The 17497-nt window shown below is 71.2% G+C and carries 16 protein-coding genes; 2 read left to right on the top strand and 14 right to left on the bottom strand.

Features of this window, described 5'->3' with window-relative positions; translation table 11 throughout:
* Positions 1-81: 81 nt before the first annotated feature.
* Positions 82-1548: a 30S ribosomal protein S1 gene (gene rpsA, locus VG276_27240; GenBank protein HEV8652984.1), complete on the bottom strand. Its 1467-nt coding sequence runs from the start codon at positions 1546-1548 to the stop codon at positions 82-84.
* A gap of 355 nt (positions 1549-1903) precedes the next feature.
* Between rpsA and VG276_27235 the strand changes: the two genes are divergently transcribed.
* Positions 1904-2635: an alanyl-tRNA editing protein gene (locus tag VG276_27235; GenBank protein ID HEV8652983.1), complete on the top strand. Its 732-nt coding sequence runs from the start codon at positions 1904-1906 to the stop codon at positions 2633-2635.
* Entirely contained in the window at positions 2632-3378 is a 747-nt protein-coding gene (locus tag VG276_27230; protein ID HEV8652982.1) for an NUDIX hydrolase, read from the top strand. The genes VG276_27235 and VG276_27230 overlap by 4 nt, the downstream gene beginning before the upstream one ends.
* Before the next feature lie 65 nt (positions 3379-3443).
* On the opposite strand, the gene polA is transcribed toward VG276_27230, so the two are convergent.
* The 13 genes from polA to VG276_27165 all read right to left on the bottom strand — a co-directional run.
* Entirely contained in the window at positions 3444-6158 is a 2715-nt protein-coding gene (gene polA, locus VG276_27225; protein HEV8652981.1) for a DNA polymerase I, read from the bottom strand.
* A 203-nt stretch (positions 6159-6361) separates the two neighbouring features.
* Positions 6362-6811 carry an ATP-binding protein gene (locus tag VG276_27220; GenBank protein HEV8652980.1) on the bottom strand — a complete coding sequence of 150 codons (450 nt, stop codon included), beginning with the start codon at positions 6809-6811 and terminating at the stop codon, positions 6362-6364.
* A gap of 522 nt (positions 6812-7333) precedes the next feature.
* Positions 7334-8086 carry an amino acid ABC transporter ATP-binding protein gene (locus tag VG276_27215; GenBank protein HEV8652979.1) on the bottom strand — a complete coding sequence of 251 codons (753 nt, stop codon included), beginning with the start codon at positions 8084-8086 and terminating at the stop codon, positions 7334-7336.
* Between the two features lie 43 nt (positions 8087-8129).
* Complete coding sequence (locus tag VG276_27210) at positions 8130-9083, bottom strand: amino acid ABC transporter permease (protein HEV8652978.1); 954 nt, start codon at positions 9081-9083, stop codon at positions 8130-8132.
* Between the two features lie 25 nt (positions 9084-9108).
* Positions 9109-10011: an ABC transporter substrate-binding protein gene (locus tag VG276_27205; GenBank protein ID HEV8652977.1), complete on the bottom strand. Its 903-nt coding sequence runs from the start codon at positions 10009-10011 to the stop codon at positions 9109-9111.
* 94 nt (positions 10012-10105) lie between these two features.
* A complete protein-coding gene (locus VG276_27200) occupies positions 10106-10822 on the bottom strand; it encodes an ABC transporter ATP-binding protein (GenBank protein ID HEV8652976.1) in 717 nt (238 codons plus the stop codon).
* Complete coding sequence (locus tag VG276_27195) at positions 10823-11644, bottom strand: ABC transporter ATP-binding protein (protein HEV8652975.1); 822 nt, start codon at positions 11642-11644, stop codon at positions 10823-10825.
* Position 11645: 1 nt separating this feature from the next.
* A complete protein-coding gene (locus VG276_27190) occupies positions 11646-13397 on the bottom strand; it encodes a branched-chain amino acid ABC transporter permease (protein ID HEV8652974.1) in 1752 nt (583 codons plus the stop codon).
* Complete coding sequence (locus VG276_27185) at positions 13397-14299, bottom strand: branched-chain amino acid ABC transporter permease (GenBank protein HEV8652973.1); 903 nt, start codon at positions 14297-14299, stop codon at positions 13397-13399. Before VG276_27185 ends, VG276_27190 begins: the two co-directional genes overlap by 1 nt.
* Positions 14300-14426: 127 nt before the next feature.
* Complete coding sequence (locus VG276_27180) at positions 14427-15647, bottom strand: branched-chain amino acid ABC transporter substrate-binding protein (GenBank protein HEV8652972.1); 1221 nt, start codon at positions 15645-15647, stop codon at positions 14427-14429.
* Between the two features lie 492 nt (positions 15648-16139).
* The gene (locus VG276_27175) at positions 16140-16493 is read right to left on the bottom strand and encodes a hypothetical protein (protein HEV8652971.1); all 354 of its coding nucleotides are present in this window, start codon (positions 16491-16493) and stop codon (positions 16140-16142) included.
* A 224-nt stretch (positions 16494-16717) separates the two neighbouring features.
* Complete coding sequence (locus tag VG276_27170; GenBank protein ID HEV8652970.1) at positions 16718-17314, bottom strand: hypothetical protein; 597 nt, start codon at positions 17312-17314, stop codon at positions 16718-16720.
* The coding region (locus VG276_27165) for a hypothetical protein (protein ID HEV8652969.1) at positions 17311-17497 on the bottom strand (187 nt) is incomplete at its 5' end. The genes VG276_27170 and VG276_27165, both read right to left, overlap by 4 nt.

Genomic DNA, 17497 nt, shown 5'->3' with positions numbered 1-17497 from the left:
GCCGGCCCGGCGCTCGCGCCGGCGGCCGGCATCCACGCGAAGACCCGTGCGGCCGGGCTCCGGCCGCACGGGTCGTGGCCCCTACTCGGTAGCGTTCTTGCGCTTCAGGTCCTCGACGATGTCCTCGAGACGCTCGTCGGCGCCGCCCTGCTCCGCCTGGAGGGCCTGCTCGGCCTGCTCGGCCTGGGCCGCCACCGCCACCTCGCCCTCGGCACCCGCCGCGGGCTCGGCACCCTCCGCGGGCTCGGCGTAGGTGTTGTCGTAGTACCCGGCCTGGGAGAAGGCGTCGGCCATGGCCGTCCCGGGCACCACGCCGATCAGGTTGCCCTGCTCGTCGTAGTAGCCCTGGTAGTCGCCCTCGACGTAGGTGCCCTCGTCGTAACCCTCGTAGCCCTCGGTGTAGCCGCCCTCCTCGAGGGCGAGCTCGTCCTCGGCCACCGCGGCCTGTCCGGCATCCTGCAGGGCCTGCTTGAGCGACAGGGAGATCCGGCGGCGGTCCAGGTCGATGTCGATCACCTTGACGGTGATCTCCTCGCCGACGCTGACGACCTGCTCGGGGATGTCGACGTGCCGCTCGGCCAGCTCGGAGATGTGCACCAGCCCCTCGATGCCGTCGTCCACCCGGACGAACGCACCAAACGGCACCAGCTTGGTGACCCGGCCCGGGATCAGCTCGCCGATCTGGTGCGAGCGGGCGAACTGGCGCCAGGGGTCCTCCTGGGTCGCCTTCAGCGACAGCGAGACCCGCTCGCGCTCCAGGTCGACGTCGAGCACCTCGACCTCGACCTCCTGGCCGACCTCGACGACCTCGGAGGGGTGGTCGATGTGCTTCCAGGACAGCTCGGACACGTGCACCAGCCCGTCGACACCGCCCAGGTCCACGAAGGCCCCGAAGTTCACGATGCTCGAGACCACGCCCTTGCGGATCTCGCCCTTGCGCAGGGTGTGCAGGAACGCCTTGCGGGTCGCCGACTGGGTCTCCTCGAGCCAGGCCCGGCGCGACAGCACCACGTTGTTGCGGTTCTTGTCCAGCTCGATGATCTTCGCCTCGAGCGTGCGACCGACGTAGGGGTGCAGGTCGCGGACGCGGCGCATCTCGACCAGGGAGGCAGGGAGGAAGCCGCGGAGCCCGATGTCGAGGATGAGGCCGCCCTTGACGACCTCGATGACCGTGCCCTCGACGATCTCGTCGTTCTCCTTCTTCTTCTCGATCGTGCCCCAGGCGCGCTCGTACTGCGCGCGCTTCTTGGACAGGATCAGGCGGCCGTCCTTGTCCTCCTTCTGCATGACGAGCGCCTCGATGTGGTCACCGAGGGACACGACCTCGTTGGGGTCGACGTCGTGCTTGATCGACAGCTCGCGGGAGGGGATCACGCCCTCCGACTTGTAGCCGATGTCGAGCAGCACCTCGTCGTGGTCGACCTTGACCACATGGCCGTCAACGATGTCCCCCTCGTTGAAGTCCTTGAGGGTCTGCTCGTATGCGGCCTCGAGCTCTTCCGCCGAGCCGACGTCGTTCTCGGTGACCTGGGTGGTCACGCCCGGCATGGGCTGCTCGTGCTGGGTGGTCGGTTGGTCGATGGACTCGGTCAACTGCATGTCTCCTGAGCTGTCGGACAGAGATATCCCCTCGAGGGACGTTTCCTTGGTGGGAGAAGACGCGACCGCGTCAGAACACACTGGCAGAAAAGCCCACGGGTGGTTTTGGAGATGGTAGTCGCCGCCGCTTCGCCGCGTCAACGTTTTCGGATCCCTGGTGACCTGCGGATTTGCAAGCTCGCCCCGGAAGCCGGATCGCCTTCCCCCGCCGCCGCGCCTCCCATCCCAGCGCGGCATGGGAGGATCACCTGGTCAGCCTGTGTGCCATGCGACCTTGTGAACCGATTCCCAGAACGGGGGCGAGATGACTGATCCTCTCTACCAGCGCGACGCCTACCTGGCCGCGTTCGACGCCCACGTCACCGCGACCCACCCCGACGGGGTGGTGCTCGACCGGAGCGCGTTCTTCCCCGGTGGCGGCGGCCAGCCGGCCGACCAGGGCACCCTGTCCCACGACGGCACCGGCGTCCGGGTCACCGGCGCCCAGCGCCGGGAGGACGCCGTCGTGCTGCTCGTCGACGGCCCGCCCCCGCCCGCCGGGACCGCCGTGCGTGGCGCGCTCGACTGGGAGCGCCGCTACGCCCTCATGCGCACCCACACCGCCCTGCACGTGCTCGCCGGCGTGATCGGCCGCGACCACGGCGCCCTGGTCACCGGCGGCAACATGGAGCCCCTCAAGGCCCGCATGGACTTCGAGCTGGCAGCGATGAGCGCAGGCTTCGCCGAGGAGGTCGAGCGGGCGCTGCTGCGGGAGGTGGAGGTCGACCGCCCGGTGCACGTCTCGTTCCTCAGCCCCGAGGAGTTCCTGGCCCGGCCCGAGCTCATCCGTACCAAGTCGAACCTGGTCCCGTCCGGCCTGGGGGTGGTCAGGGTGATCGACATCGAGGGGCTCGACCGGCAGGCCGACGGTGGCACCCATGTGGCCCGCACCGCCGAGGTCGGCACGGTCCGGGTGGTCGGGCACGAGTCGAAGGGCAAGGGCAACAAGCGCCTGCGCATCGCCCTGGACCCGGCCCCCGCCCCGGCCCCGAGGTGACGGAGAGGCAGCCGGAGGGACCCGGGGAGCTTCCGGAAGGCGACCCGACGCAGCCCGGGCCGGAGTCCAGGGAGCATCCGGGAGGCGACCCGACAGCGCCCGGGCCGGGGTCCAGGGAGCCGCAGTGGCTCGCGTGGGCCAAGCGCATCCAGGCGATCGCCCAGGCCGGGATCACCTATACGCACAACCCCTACGACCTCGACCGGTACCGGACCCTGCAGGCCCTGTCGGTGGAGATCGTGGCCCGCCACGTCGACGCCGGGTCGCGCGAGGACCTCGTGCGGCTCGGCGAGCTGTTCGCCGCGGACTCCGGCTACCCCACCCCCAAGGTGGACGTGCGCGCGTTCGTCGAGCGCGACGGCGAGGTGCTGCTGGTCAGGGAGCGCGCCGACGGCCGCTGGTCGCTGCCTGGCGGCTGGGCCGACGTGGGCTCCTCCCCGGCCGAGATGGCCGTCCGCGAAGTCGCCGAGGAGTCCGGCTACCAGGTGCGGGCCACCCGCCTGCTCGCCGTCTGGGAGCGGGCCCGCCACAACCCGACCCCGAGCCTCAGCTCGGTCTACAAGCTGGCCATCGCCTGCGAGATCACCGGCGGCCGGCCCGAGGCCGGGTATGAGACGCTCGGGGTCGGCTGGTTCGGCGTCGACGACCTGCCGGAGCTGTCGCTGGGCCGGATCACGGCCGAGCAGATCCGCCGCCTGGCCGTGCTCGCCGCCAACCCGGAGCTGCCACCCGACCTGGACTGAACTCACGGCCGAACTTGGCCGCCGGCCGAACTTGGCCGCGCTCCCAGCAGTCCCTGGCCGGGTCGTCAGTGCTGGGCCTCGGCCCAGGAACGGCCGGTGGCCATCGACACCTCGAGCGGCACCCTGAGCTGGTAGACGTCCTGCATCTCGCGGCGGACCAGCTCGGCCAAGGGATCGGCCTCGCCCGGCACCACCTCGAAGACGAGCTCGTCGTGCACCTGCAGGACCATGCGCGAGGCCAGCCCGGCCCGGGTCATGGCCCGGTCCACGGCGACCATCGCCATCTTGATGATGTCGGCCTCCGAGCCCTGGATGGGGGCGTTCAGCGCCATCCGCTCGGCCATCTGGCGGCGCTGGTAGGAGTCGGACGCAAGGTCGGGCAGGTAGCGGCGCCGGCCCAGGATCGTCTGGGTGTAGCCGTCCCGCCTGGCCTGGGTGACGACCCCGTCCAGGTACGACTTGACCTTGCCGAACCGCTCGAAGTAGGTGTCCATCAGCGCCCGGGCCTCCTCGGCGGTGATGCCGAGCGCCTGGGCCAGGCCGAAGGCGCTCAGGCCGTAGGCGAGCCCGTAGGTCACCACCTTGACCCGGTTGCGCAGGTCCCGGTCGACCTGGTCGGGCGGCAGGCCCCAGACCATGGCGGCCACCGTGGCATGGACGTCCTCCCCGCCCAGGAACGCGGCGACCAGGGTCTCGTCGCCGGCCAGGTGGGCGAGCACCCGGAACTCGAGCTGGGCGTAGTCGGCCACCAGCAGCGTCTCGGCCTCGGGGCCGGCCACGAACGCGCGCCGGATCTCCCGCCCGGACTCGGTCCGGGTGGGGATGTTCTGCACGTTGGGGTTCTGGCTGGACAGGCGGCCGGTCGAGGCGATGAGCTGGTTGAACTGGGCGTGGATGCGCCCGTCGGGCTGGACCAGCTTGGGCAGGGCGTCGCTGTAGGTGTTCTTGAGCTTGGCCACCTCGCGGTAGGCGAGCAGCTCCTCCACGATCGGGTGGGTGCCGGCGAGCTGGTTCAGCGCGGCCGCGTCGGTGGTGTAGCCGGTGCGGATCCGCTTGGTCCTGGGCAGCCCCAGCTTCTCGAACAGGATGACCTGGAGCTGCGGGTTCGACCCGATGTTGAACTTCTCCCCGGCCAGCTCGTAGATGCGCGCCTCGTGGTCGCGGATCTGGTCGATCAGGCGGTCGTCGATGTCGGTGAGCACCGACAGGTCGACCGCGATCCCGGTCCGCTCGAGCTTGGCCAGGATCGGCACCAGGGGCAGCTCGACCTCCTGGTTGAGCCGCTCCACGCCCATGGAGGCCATCTCGCCGGCCAGGGCCTGGCCGAGCTCGCCGACCGCCTGGGCGCGCAGGCACCAGTCGGCCCAGTCGTCGTCCTCCTCGCCGGTGTCGAACGCGAGCTGGGTCCCGTCCCCGGCCGCCGCTCCCTCCTTGGCCGTGCCCTCGGGGCGCAGCTCCTTGCGGAGGTAGCGCAGGGCGAGGTCGGCCAGGTCGTAGGTCCGCTGCGCGGGCAGAGCGAGGTAGGCGGCCAGCGCGGTGTCCAGGGCGAGCCCGTCGAACCGGCCGTCGCGGCCCCAGACGCCCAGGTAGAGCTGCTTGGCGTCGTGGGCGACCTTGGGCCGGGCCGGGTCGGCGAGCAGCGCCTGCAAGGCGTCGACGTCGGCAGGGTCGGCCCTGGCCAGGTCGAACCAGACCGCACCAGGCCCGGCCGCCCACAGGGCCGCCCCGGAGAGCTCGGCCCGGCCCGGCCCGGTGGCCAGGCGCGCGGCGAGGGCGACCGGCGCGCCTTCGGGCACCCGGGCCAGCCAGCCGGCCAGCTCCCCCGGGGCGAGCCTGCTGGCGTCGACCTCGAAGCCGACGTCGGAGCTGGTCGGCTGGGCCCTGGCGGCGAACAGCCGCTCCCGCAGCGGGTGGAACTCGAGGGTGTCGAACAGCCGGTGGATCTCGGCCCGATCCCAGTCGCCCATGCGCAGGTCGGCCACGCCGACCGGCAGGGGCACGTCCCGCCGCAGGGTCGCGAGCTGCTTGTTGCGCAGCACGCCCTCGGCGTGGGCGAGGAGGTTGTCGCGGAGCTTGCCCTTCTGCTCGCCGGCGTGGGCGACGACCTCCTCGGCGGTGCCGTACTGGTTGACCAGCTTGGCCGCGGTCTTGTCCCCCACCCCGGGCACCCCGGGCAGGTTGTCGGAGCTGTCGCCGCGCAGCGCGGCCAGGTCGACGTACTGGCCGGGCTCGACCCCGTAGCGCCCGCGCACGCCGGCCTCGTCGTAGGTGACCGTGTCGGTCACGCCCCGGCGGGTCATCATCACCTTGACGCCGGCCTGGTCGTTGATGAGCTGGAGGTTGTCCCGGTCGCCGGTGACCACCAGGACCGGCACGCCCTCGGCCCTGGCCTGCTCCACCAGGGTGGCGATCACGTCGTCGGCCTCGTAGCCCTCCACCTCGACGACCGGGATGCGCAGCGCGGCCAGCACCTCGCGGATCAGAGGGAGCTGGGAGCGGAACTGGTCGGGGGCGGTCGAGCGGTTGGCCTTGTAGCCGTCGTAGACGTCGTACCGGTAGGCAGGCCGCCCGAGGTCGAAGCAGACCGCGATCCGGTCCGGCGCCACCTCGCCGAACAGCTTGACGAGCATGCTGGTGAAGCCGTAGACGGCGTTGGTGATCTGGCCGGTGGTGGTGGCCAGGTCGTCGGGCAGCGCGAAGTACGCCCGGTAGGCCAGGCTGTGGCCGTCGAGGAGCACGAGCGGGCGGTCGGTGTGCTGGGTGGTCGCTTCGGTCGTCACGATGGCGAGTCTAACAGTGGGACCCGGCAGTGGGACCCGGCAGACCAGGGGCTCACCCGGCGCCACAGTCCGGGGGCTCCACCCGGCCGCACCGGCCCGGGGCCCCACCCGGCCGCACCGGCCCAGGGGCCCCACCCGGCCGCACCGGTCCGGGGGCTCACCCGGCGGCACCTGCCCACGGCCCGGCCGTCCGGGCCGTCCGGCTACCGCCTGGTCGCGCCGGTGAACGCCTCGGCCCGGCGGCGGAGCGACAGCAGGGTGCCCTCGCCGACCCGGGTGAGCCGCACCTCGTCGACGAGGTGCAGGATGAGCCAGAGGCCGCGGCCCCCGTTGGCCAGGGGCGTGGGCGAGTCGGCGGGCAGCCGCGGCAGCCGGGGGGCGGGGCCGTGGTCCTGGACCGCCATCTCGATCCAGCCGCTCCGCACCACCAGGGCGACCCGGATCGGCCCGCCACCCCCGGAGCCGTGGCGGATGGCGTTGGCCACCGCCTCGTGGAGCGCGAGCAGGACGTCGGCGGCGACCTCGCGGGCGATGCCTGCGAGCACGCCCTGGGCCGCCCGGCGGATCTCGGGGAGGTACACCGACGACGGGGCGATCTCCAGTTCCACGGGCACCCCGGGAGAGGTCGACGACGATCCGGCGCGGCCAGCCATACCCATTTCCCTACCCGGCTGAAACGTCGCGAGCGGGTGACTAGCTCGACTTGGTTATTTCGCTCCTGCATTGTGTCCGCCTTGTATAGTGTCGTCCCCTACGGGGACGACCGGTCGCGCCGGACGTTCCCGCTCGTCGCTCAGCCGGCTCCACTCGGGGCAGATGACCAGCCCGTTTCGGTGGACCGAATTCCACGCGACCGGTGGGCGACACCCGACGGAAATTCTCCGCGACCATCGTCGCAGGTGGCACCTGCACGGATCGATGAAACCGTTGCGGCACAACGGATTCGACGAGTTGACCGGCGCCGGGACGGCTGTTAGCTTGAGCGCCGATCGGGGTCCCCGATAGGGGGCCCCGAGTTCCGTCCGGCGGGGGAGTCAAGGACCGAGTAGAGAACGTTCGCGCTCGGGGAAGGTGCGAACGGCCCCAAAGGCCTTGACTCCTCGCCGGACCCCTTCCCGGCTCCCGTCGCCGGAGGGTGGCCGCCCCGCAGACGGCCACCCTTCAGACGGCCACCCTCAGAGGATCTTGGACAGGAATGCCTTCGTGCGCTGGTGCTGCGGGTTGGCGAACACCTCGACCGGGGGGCCCTCCTCCACGATGACGCCCCCGTCCATGAAGACCAGCCAGTCCCCCACCTCGCGGGCAAAGCCCATCTCGTGGGTGACCACGATCATCGTCATGCCGTCCCGCGCGAGCTGCTTCATCGCCTCCAGCACGTCGCCGACCAGCTCAGGGTCGAGCGCGCTGGTCGGCTCGTCGAACAGCATCAGCTTCGGGTCCATGGCCAGCGCGCGGGCGATCGCGACGCGCTGCTGCTGCCCACCCGAGAGCTGCGCGGGGTAGACGTCGGCCTTCTCGGCCAGGCCGACCTGCTCGAGCAGCTCCCTCGCGCGCTGCCGTGCCGACCCCTTGGACACCCGCTTGACCTGGCAGGGCGCCTCGCACACGTTCTCGAGCACCGTCATGTGCCCGAACAGGTTGAAGCGCTGGAACACCATGCCGATCTCGGCGCGCTTGCGGGCGACCTCGCGCTCGCGCAGCTCGTGGAGCTTGTCGCCCACCTGGCGGTAGCCGACCAGCTCGCCGTCGACCCACAGCCGCCCCGCGTTGATCTTCTCGAGGTGGTTGATGCAGCGCAGGAACGTCGACTTGCCCGAGCCCGACGCGCCCAGCAGCACGACCACCTGGCCGGGCCGAACCTCGAGGTCGATGCCCTTGAGCACCTCCAGGTGGCCGAACCGCTTGTGCACCGCCTCGGCCTTCACCATCGGTGTCGCGGCCCCGGGACCGGTGGCCGCCGTGCCAGCGAGATCAGACGCCATGTGCACCTCCTGGCCCCGCGGCGCGGACGCGGGGCTGCCGCCCGCCGGTGCCGAAGCCCCGGCTGAAGTACCGCTCCAGGAAGTACTGGCCGACCATGAGCACGCTGGTCATCGCCAGGTACCACAGGCAGGCCGCGACCAGCATCGGGAAGACCCGGAACGTGCGGGCGCCGATCGCCTGGAGCTGGAAGAACAGCTCGTTGGTGACCGGGACGAAGGCGACCAGCGAGGTGTCCTTGAGCATCGCGATCGTCTCGTTGCCGGTCGGCGGGACGATCACCCGCATCGCCTGGGGCAGGACGATCCGGCGCAGGGTGGTGCCGTTCCCCATGCCGAGCGCATGGGCGGCCTCCTGCTGCCCCGGGTCGACCGCCTTCATGCCCCCCCGCACGATCTCGGCCATGTAGGCCGCCTCGGACAGCGCCAGGCCAAGCAGGCCGGCGACAAAGCCGGTCACGACGGTCCGGGCGTCCACACCGAACAGCCGACCGTCGAGGTCGACCCCGAACAGGTTGCCGATCTGGCGGTCGAACGGGAGCCCGAACTCGTAGCGCGCGTAGAGGATCCCGAGGTTGCCGAACAGGACGAGCAGCACGACGCGCGGCACGGCACGGAAGAACCAGGTGTAGACCCACGCCGCGCCAGAGAGCACCGGGTTCGGGGAGAGACGCATCACCGCGATCACGACGCCCAGTGTCACGCCGATGACCATCGCGAGGACGGTGAGGACCAGCGACGTGCGCACGCCCTCCACGACCGGCGGGCGGAACATGTTGTCGAACATGAAGCGCCACTGGAACGCCTCGTTCGTCACCAGCATGTGGGCGAACATCGCCGCCAGGATCGCGATGACGACGATGGCGACCCAACGGCCCGGGTGGCGGACGGGCACGGCCGTGATGGCCTCCGGCCGTGCCTGCTCCGCCGTCTTCGTCTCAGTCATGACACCGCGTCCCGATACCTGGACATCAGGGGTTGACGGCCGGGTTGTCGATGGCACCTGCCTCGACGCCCCACTTCTCCAGCACCTTCTTGTAGGTCCCGTCGGAGACGAGCGCGCCGACCGCGCCGGCGAGCGCCTGGGCGAACTCGGTCTGATCCTTCTTGACGACGTAACCGTACGGCGCCGAGTCGTAGATGTCACCGAGCAGCTCGAGCTGGCCGTTGGTCTGCTTCACCGCGTAGGCGACCACCGGGGAGTCGGCGAGCATGGCGTCGTCCTTGCCCGAGACCACGGAGGCGGTCGCCTGGTCCTGCCGCTGGTACCGGTCGACGGTGATGGCCGGCTTCCCCGCGCCCTTGCACGCCTGCTGACGCTTCGGCAGGTCCTCGGTGTCCTGGACGGTGTCGGTCTGGACGGCGACCTTCTTGCCACAGGCGTCGTCGGGCTTGACCCCGTTCGGGTTGGCCTGCTTCGTCGCCCACTGGGTGCCCGCGCTGTAGTAGCTGACCATGTTGGCCTGCTGCTTGCGCTCGGCGTTGATGGTGAACGACGAGACGCCGATCTCGTACTTCCCGGACTGGATGCCCGGGATGATCGCGGAAAAGACCGCCGACTGGTACTCGGTCTTCAGGCCGAGCTTGGCCGCGACGGCGTTGAACAGGTCGACGTCGAAGCCGATGACCGTCTTGCCGTCGGTGTCGAGGAACTCGCTCGGTGCGTAGCTCGCGTCGGTCCCGACGAGGATCTTGCCGTCGGACTTGATCGCGGCCGGCACCTTCGCGGCGAGCGCCTGGTCGACCGACGGGGTCGAGCCAGCAGTCGTCGCGGTACCCCCGCTCTCCGTGCCGCTGCTCCCGCACGCGGCCAGGGCGAGGGCCAAGCCCACGCCGAGGACGCGCAGCCGCCATCTGTGTGCGCTTCCCACCATGCTCCGCACTCCTATCGTCTCGTCCGAGCCGCCGGACCGTCCCGGCGGCCACCGTCGCCCCTCCTCCGCGGCCCTACTCCTCGCCTCCGCGGCCCTACTCCTCGCCGAGGTACGCCTTGCGCACCTGCTCGTCGGCGAGCAGAGCCCTCGCCTCGTTCTCGAGCACGATCCGGCCCGTCTCGATCACGTACCCGCGGTGGGCGAGGCTGAGGGCCTGGGCCGCGTTCTGCTCCACCAGCAGGATCGTGGTGCCGAGCTCGTTGATCTCGCGGATGGTGTCGAAGATGCGCTGGACGACGATGGGCGCCAGCCCCATCGACGGCTCGTCCAGCAGCAGCAGCCTCGGCTTGGCCATCAGCGCGCGGCCCATGGCGAGCATCTGCTGCTCCCCGCCTGACAGGGTGCCGGCGGCCTGGCGTGCCCGCTCCTTGAGGATCGGGAACAGCTCGAAGACACGGTCCATGTCCTCGCGCTGCTCCGTGTCCTTGCGGATGAACGCACCCATGTCGAGGTTCTCGCGCACGGTCATGCGCGGGAAGATCCGCCTGCCCTCCGGGGACTGGGCCACCCCGAGCCGCACGATGTCGTGGGCGGGTACCAGGTCGATGCGCTGGCCGTCGTAGAAGATGCCGCCCTCGGCCGGCCGGAGCAGCCCGGACACGGTGCGCAGGGTGGTCGTCTTGCCGGCCCCGTTGGCGCCGATGAGGGTGACGATCTCGCCGCGGTCGACGTGGAAGCTCACCCCCTTGACGGCCTCGATGTTGCCGTAGAAGACGTGGATGTCCTTGACGTCGAGCAGCACCTCGCCCATCTACGACGCCGCCTTTCCCAGGTACGCCTCGATGACCTTCGGGTCGCGCTGCACGTCCTGCGGCCGGCCCTCGGCCAGCTTCTCGCCGTGGTCGAGGACGGTCACCCGGTCGGAGATCCCCATCAGGAACTTCATGTCGTGCTCGATCACCACGATCGACAGCCCCATCGCGCGGATGCGCTGCACCAGCTCGGCCGCGCGCGCCGTCTCCTGCGGGTTCATGCCAGCGGTCGGCTCGTCGAGCAGCACGAGCTGCGGCTCGGTGGCCAGCGCCCGGGCGATCTCCAGCCGGCGCATGTCGCCGTAGGAGAGGTTGCGGGCGACCTCGTCGTGCATGCCGGCCAGACCGACGAACTCGAGCAGCTCCATGCCCCGCCTGCGGCTCGCCTCCTCCTCGCGCCGGAACCTGGCCGTCCGCAGGACCGCGCCCACCACCCCCTCGCGGGTGCGGGCGTGGCGCCCGACCTGGACGTTCTCGAGCGCGGTCATGTTGCTGAACAGGCGCAGGTTCTGGAACGTCCGGGCCACGCCGAGCTTGGTGATCCGGTCGGGCGGCAACCCGTTCACGCGCCGCCCCTGGAACAGCACGTCGCCGTCGCTGGGGCTGAAGATCCCGGTGATGCAGTTGAAGAAGGTCGTCTTGCCGGCGCCGTTGGGGCCGATCAGGCCCACGATCTCCCGCTCGCCCACGGTGAAGTCGACCTCGCGCACCGCCACCAGCCCGCCGAACCGACGGGTGACCTTGCGCGCCTCGAGGACCAGGGCGCCCGTCCCGGCGGACCGGGCCCCGTCGCCGGTCAGGTCGTGCGACTCCTCGGACATCTCACGTCCCCCTGACGTCGAACAGCTGCTGCGACTCGGCCGCCGCCTCTTCCCCGCCGGCCCGCAGCTCGCTGCGGCGCCGGGCCGACGGCAGCAGCCCCTCGGGGCGGAACCGCATGATGAACACCAGCGCGAGCCCGAACACCAGGAAGCGGATGTCGGACAGGTCGCGCAGCTTCTCGGGCAGGAAGATGAGCAGCGCCGCGCCGAGCGCCACCCCGGGCGGGTTGCCGATCCCGCCGAGCACGACCATGGCCAGGATCAGCACCGAGATCTGGAACACGTAGGAGTCGGGTGACACCTGGGTGCCGAAGTGGGCGTCGACCGACCCGGCCATGCCGGCGAAGAACGCGCCAGCGCCAAACGCCAGCAGCTTGATGACGGTGGTGTTGATCCCCATCGCGGCCGCCGCCACCTCGTCCTCGCGGACGGCGACCCACGCCCGCCCGACCCGGGAGTCGTTGAGCCGGTAGATGACCAGGAGCACGAGCGCGATGAGGAGCAGGGTCAGGTAGAAGTACTGGGCGTTGCCGGACAGGGTAAGCGGCCCGATCACGAGGTCGTCGGACATCGAGTTCCCGAACAGCTCCGGGGCCGGGATGGAGGCGATCCCGTTCGGCCCGCCGGTGAGGGCGTCCAGATTGTTCAGGGTGATGCGGACGATCTCCCCGAAGCCGAGGGTGACGATAGCCAGGTAGTCGCCGCGCAGCCGCAGGGTCGGCGCGCCAAGCAGCACGCCGAAGATCGCGGCGACCACGGGCGCGAGCACCAGCAGCACGAGCAGGAAGGGCACGTGCGGGAACTGGAACTGGGCCAGCCCGGCGTTGCCGACCAGCGCGGCCACGTAGGCGCCGATGCCGAAGAAGGCGACGTAGCCGAGGTCGAGCAGGCCGGCCGAGCCGACCACGATGTTCAGGCCGAGCGCGGCGACTACGAAGATGCCGGCCTGGGCTGCCACCCGGACCCAGAAGGTGTCGCCGGACAGGGCCTGCTGCAGCGGCGGGAAGACCACGAGCAGGACGACCATGGCCCCGATGGCCGCGGCCCGCTCGCGCTCGAACGGGCCGGTGAGACCCTTGAGCACGCCGAGCCCACCCAGCGCGAGGATCGCGGCGACGAGCCCGACGAAGTAGCCGAGGAACTCGCCCGGGTCCTCCACCTTCACCCCGTACACGAAGGTCACGAACCCGATCAACTCGACCGCGAGCACGACGGTGAGGTCGTTCCCCCGGGTCCGCCGCTCCCAGGCCACCGGCTTGGCCGCCGTGGGCGCCTCCTGGATCAGGGTGCGTGCCGCCAGCCACACCACCACCCCGCCGGCGAGCACGACCCAGGGGCCGGGCCCCACCTGGCTGATGGACAGGCCCTCGAAGAACACGATCGTGAGCATCCAGATGACCGGGATCGCGGCGAGGCCGAGCCCGATCCGGCCCAGGGCGCGCCCGTGCTGGTCGGTCCGCAGCGACGGCCGGCGCAGCACCAGCGCGCCGTAGACGGTGGTGGCGAGCGCCAGCGGCAGGGTGTAGAGCCGGACGCCGCCGAAGCCGTAGTTGTAGAGGTCGCCGGTCAGGGGCACGCCCTGCGCCTTGGAGATCAGCGTCTCGGTGGTCCAGAACAGGTAGGAGCCCACCACGCCGACCACGCCCCCGATGGGCGCGGCGGCCAGCGGGAGCTTGACCTTGGCCCATCTTCGGGCCAGCGCCTCCCTGGTGGTGCCTGCCCGCTCGGGCCGGACGGCGGTGGTCGCTTCCATCAGCCGCTCACCCGCTCTCCCAAGAGGCCCGTCGGGCGGAAGACGAGGACGAGGATGAGGACGCCGAACGCGAACACGTCCTGCCACTGCCCGCCCAGATAGCGGGTGCCGTAGGACTCGAGGATGCCGAGCAGGAAGGCGCCGAACACGGCGCCGGTGATGTTGCCGATGCCGCCGAGCACCGCGGCGGTGAACGCCTTCAGGCCGGCGATGAACCCCATGAAGAAGTTCACCTGCCCGATGTACAGGCCGGTGAGCACGCCGCCCACGCCGGCCAGGGCCGACCCGAGGATGAAGGTGAGCAGGATGATCCGGTCGACGTCGATCCCCATGAGCTTGGCCGTGTCCCGGTCCTCGGCGGTGGCCCGCATCGCCTTGCCGAGCCGGGTGCCCCGGATGAAGGCGCCGAGCGCGCCCATCAAGGCCAGGGCGATCACGACCATGAACACCCAGAGCGTCTTGATGGTGACGCCGCCCAGGACGAACCCGCCGTCCGGGAACAGCCGCGGGAACGGTAAGAAGTCCCTGCTGTAGAACACCGCCACGAGCTGCTGGAGCACGAAGCTGGCCCCGAGCGCGGTGATCAGCGGGGCCAGCCTGGGCGCGTTGCGCAGCGGCCGGTAGGCCAGGCGCTCCAGGGACATGCCCACCACCGGGGTCAGCAGGGTGGAGACCAGCAGCACCACGAGGAGCGCCATGAGCGAGCCGGTGCCCCAGCCGAAGTTGCTCGCCCCGAAGTTGAACGTCCACAGGCCGATGAAGGCACCCAGCATGTACACCTCGCCGTGGGCGAAGTTGATCAGCTGGATGATGCCGTACACCATCGTGTAGCCCAGCGCGATCAGGGCGTAGTAGGAGCCCTTGGTGATGCCGTTGGCGAGCGGCTGGATGAGGTCTGCCACGCTGCCCCCAGGTTGAGGATCAGACGGCGGGCGGGCCTGCCCACCCGCCGGAGGTGGAGGGCGGGCAGGCGGACCGCCACGGCCGTTCCCGGCCCGTGCGCTCCGCCTGCGTCACCCACGCGGATGCTTACTCGCCGAAGCTGCCCGAGAACACGTCCTTCCAGTCGCCGCCCTCGACCTTGTAGACGGTCAGCACCTTGTTGGAGGTGTCGCCGAACTCGTCGAAGGTGGTGGTGCCGATGGCGCCCTGGTAGTTGGAGGTCTGGCCGAGGGCCTCGACGATCTTGGGCCGGGCCGACCTGACGTCGCTCGCGCCCTCGAGCCCCTTGGACATGGCCTGAATCAGGATGTTGGCTGCGTCGTAGGCGAACGCCCCGTAGGCCGAGAAGTTCTCCTTGTAGCCGCCGGCCTGGTAGTCGGACACGAACTGCTTGGCGGTGTCGAGCTTGGTCGTGGGCGCGCCCACCGAGGTGGCCAGGTCGCCCGTGCTCTTGGCGCCGGCGCCCTTGATGTAGCCGGCGTCGAAGATGCCGTCCCCGCCGAACAGCGGGCCCTTGAAGCCGCGGTCGTGGAGCTGGGAGGAGAGCGGGCCGGCCTCGGGGAACTCGCCGCCGTAGTAGACGAAGTCGGGCTTGGCGGCGGCGATCTCACCGGCGATCTGGCCGAAGTCGCGGTCGCCGGCGTTGATCGTCTTTGCGGAGGCGATCTGGCCGCCGTCCTTCTTGAACTGCTCCGCGAAGGCCGCCACCAGGCCCTGGCCGTAGGTCTTCTTGTCGTGGACGGTGATGACCTTCTTGAAGCCGGCCTGCTTGTAGGCGTAGTCGGCCGCGAACGGGCCCTGGATGGAGTCGGTGGTGCAGACCCGGAAGTAGGTCGGCCAGACCCGCTTGGGGTTCTTGAGCGGGTCCTGGCCTCTGGTCAAGGTCGGGTTGGTGTTGGCCGGCGAGATCTGGGCGATGCTTGACTTGGCCAGCACCGGCGCGACCTGCTGGGCGACCGAGGAGTTCAGCGTGCCGATGATCCCGGCTACCAGCGGGTCGCTGGCCAGCTTGTTGGCCGCGTTCGCGCCCACGGCCGCGGTCGCGGTGTCGTCCTGGGCGTCCAGGACGATGGTGTAGTCCTTGAGCGTCCCCTTCGAGTTGGCCTGCTTGACGGCCAGGTCGACGCCGTTCTTGATGCCGAGACCGAGTGCGGACAGCGGTCCGGTGAGCGGCGCGATCACGCCGAGCTTGACTGTCTTCTTCTCCCCGCCACCGGCAGTGCCAGCCGACTTCTCGCGCGAGCAAGCGCTGGCCGCCAAGGCGAGGATGGCGCCGACGGCCACCACTCGGAGAATTCTGCCCTTCAAGGGTCGTGCCCCCTTCCTGTTCCTGCCACGAGCCCCGGGACCTTGCGCCATCGCCGGTCGGGGCACCCGGCGAGGTGCAGCGTATGCTCAGCGACCCCAGCCATCGTCCGACGGACGTCCCACCGTGGCGTCGGGCCAGGTCGCGACCGCCGCACTGTACCGCAACGGAAGGGCGGAAACTACGAGGTCGGCACCGTTGCGCCGACTGTGGGGCCATTTTGCCGTCGCTGCGCCCGGCGAGGAGGCCAAGAGCCTGGTTCCGCGCTCCGGGCGCCGTGCTCCGGGCGGCGAGCGGGCACGCCGAGCGGGCACGCCGCCGCGCCCGCTCCGGCAGGCGGGCATGGCGCTTCCGGCCTGCGGGCGGCGTGGCGGGGCTTCCCCGGGCCGCGGGCGGGCGGCGGGCGCGCCGGCGTGCCGGCGTGCCGGCGCCGGGTCACCCCGCCCGGGGCGGGCGGATGGCGGCAGCGTCCGCCCCGGGCCAGCCCGTGCCGCTCAGCACTGCCCGGTCGGGCAGCTGTGGGTGCAGAAGGACGTGCAGGTGAAGCCAGGGAGGCAGATGTACCTGGCGAAGGGGCTGCAGCGGCAGTAGAAGATGTGGGCGTTGCGGCAGCAGCCCGTGTTGGTGCACTTGTACGGGCTGCAGAGGATGTCGCAGTCCAGCGTGCTCTGCTTGCGGTTGGCCGCGGCCTGGCCGGGAAGCAGCGCGACGCCGAGGCCCACGCCCAGCGTGGTCCCGAGCTGCCGCACGAACGCTCGGCGGCTGCTCCTCCTGCTGGTTCCGGCCACAGGGTGCGGCTTGGAGCGGACGGTCGTCGCGGTTCCTGCCTCGTGCTGGTCGGTGGTCACGTGATCGCCTCCGGAGCGTCGTGAGCGGATGGGTCGGGGGTGCGGACCGGACAGTGTCACGTCGGGCCTGTCGTCTGGACGTCACCTGCCTTCGGGGCGCTGGTGGATGTCAGAGGCCCTCGGGGCGCTGGGGCATGTCACCTGGCTTCGGGCGCTGCGCTGGGGTATGTCACCTGGCTTCGGGCGCTGGTAGAGGTCGTCTGTCTTCCGTGCGCTGGGGCGGTTCACGCGCGGGCGGCGGTCCCGCTGGGCGCTTGCGGCGGCGCGTCGCCTTCCTCCGTGAGCCGCCTGGCGAGCGCCCGCAGGTCGTCGAGGGTGTTCGGCGTGGTGGTGGCGACGACGACGCCCCTGGCGTCGACGGCCAGCGCGTGCGGGGTGGCGTCGGTCCGGAGGGCGTCGGCCGCCGCCCCCTGGCGTTGGTACAGCGTGGTCACCCCGGGAGGGAGCCCGAGCGTCCGCTCCGTCTCGGACACGTCGGAGATGGCCAGCAGCGGGACGCCGAGGGCGGGCTCGCCCGCCTCCCGGAGCTCCGCGGCCAGCGCCTCGCAGGGCTCGCAGCCCGGGCTGGCCAGCAGCCAGACCGCCTGGCGGTTGCGCAGGTCCCTGGTGTGGACGGGGTCGCCGGCCTCGGTCTCGACCTCGAAGTCGGGCAGCGGCGTCCCCGCGGGCAGGCCGCCCAGGCCGAACCGCGCGCCGTGGCCGTGCCGCTCGGCCGCCTCGAGCACCGGGAGGATCCGGCGCAGCACGCCGAGGTGGAGGAAGGCGAGCGCGAGTACCAGCAGCCACAGCACCACGAAGGCCGCGATCCACGGTCCGGTCACCGCGGGCCCTCCCCGGCCTGCTCCCGCAGGGCAGCGTCTGCCTGCCCCCGCAGGGCGGCGGCATGGCCCGGCGCCACAGCAGCCTGCCCCTCCAGGCCGGTGCCCTGCCCCTCCAAGGCGGTGCGCTGCCCCTCCAAGGCGGTGCGCTGCCCCTGCAAGGCGGCGGCCGCCCGGCGGACCCGC

It is taken from the genome of Actinomycetes bacterium, assembly GCA_036000965.1.
Classification (GTDB): Bacteria; Actinomycetota; CALGFH01; order CALGFH01; family CALGFH01; genus DASYUT01.
Note: the sequence above shows the minus strand (reverse complement) of the source record. Positions and strands in the feature narration are given on the sequence as shown.

Coding starts and splice junctions, on each gene's coding strand:
- rpsA (HEV8652984.1), bottom strand. CDS start 1,548: ATGCCGGGCGTGACCACCCAGGTCACCGAGAACGACGTCGGCTCGGCG.
- VG276_27235 (HEV8652983.1), top strand. CDS start 1,904: ATGACTGATCCTCTCTACCAGCGCGACGCCTACCTGGCCGCGTTCGAC.
- VG276_27220 (HEV8652980.1), bottom strand. CDS start 6,811: ATGGCTGGCCGCGCCGGATCGTCGTCGACCTCTCCCGGGGTGCCCGTG.
- VG276_27215 (HEV8652979.1), bottom strand. CDS start 8,086: ATGGTGAAGGCCGAGGCGGTGCACAAGCGGTTCGGCCACCTGGAGGTG.
- VG276_27210 (HEV8652978.1), bottom strand. CDS start 9,083: ATGACTGAGACGAAGACGGCGGAGCAGGCACGGCCGGAGGCCATCACG.
- VG276_27205 (HEV8652977.1), bottom strand. CDS start 10,011: ATGGTGGGAAGCGCACACAGATGGCGGCTGCGCGTCCTCGGCGTGGGC.
- VG276_27200 (HEV8652976.1), bottom strand. CDS start 10,822: ATGGGCGAGGTGCTGCTCGACGTCAAGGACATCCACGTCTTCTACGGC.
- VG276_27195 (HEV8652975.1), bottom strand. CDS start 11,644: ATGTCCGAGGAGTCGCACGACCTGACCGGCGACGGGGCCCGGTCCGCC.
- VG276_27190 (HEV8652974.1), bottom strand. CDS start 13,397: ATGGAAGCGACCACCGCCGTCCGGCCCGAGCGGGCAGGCACCACCAGG.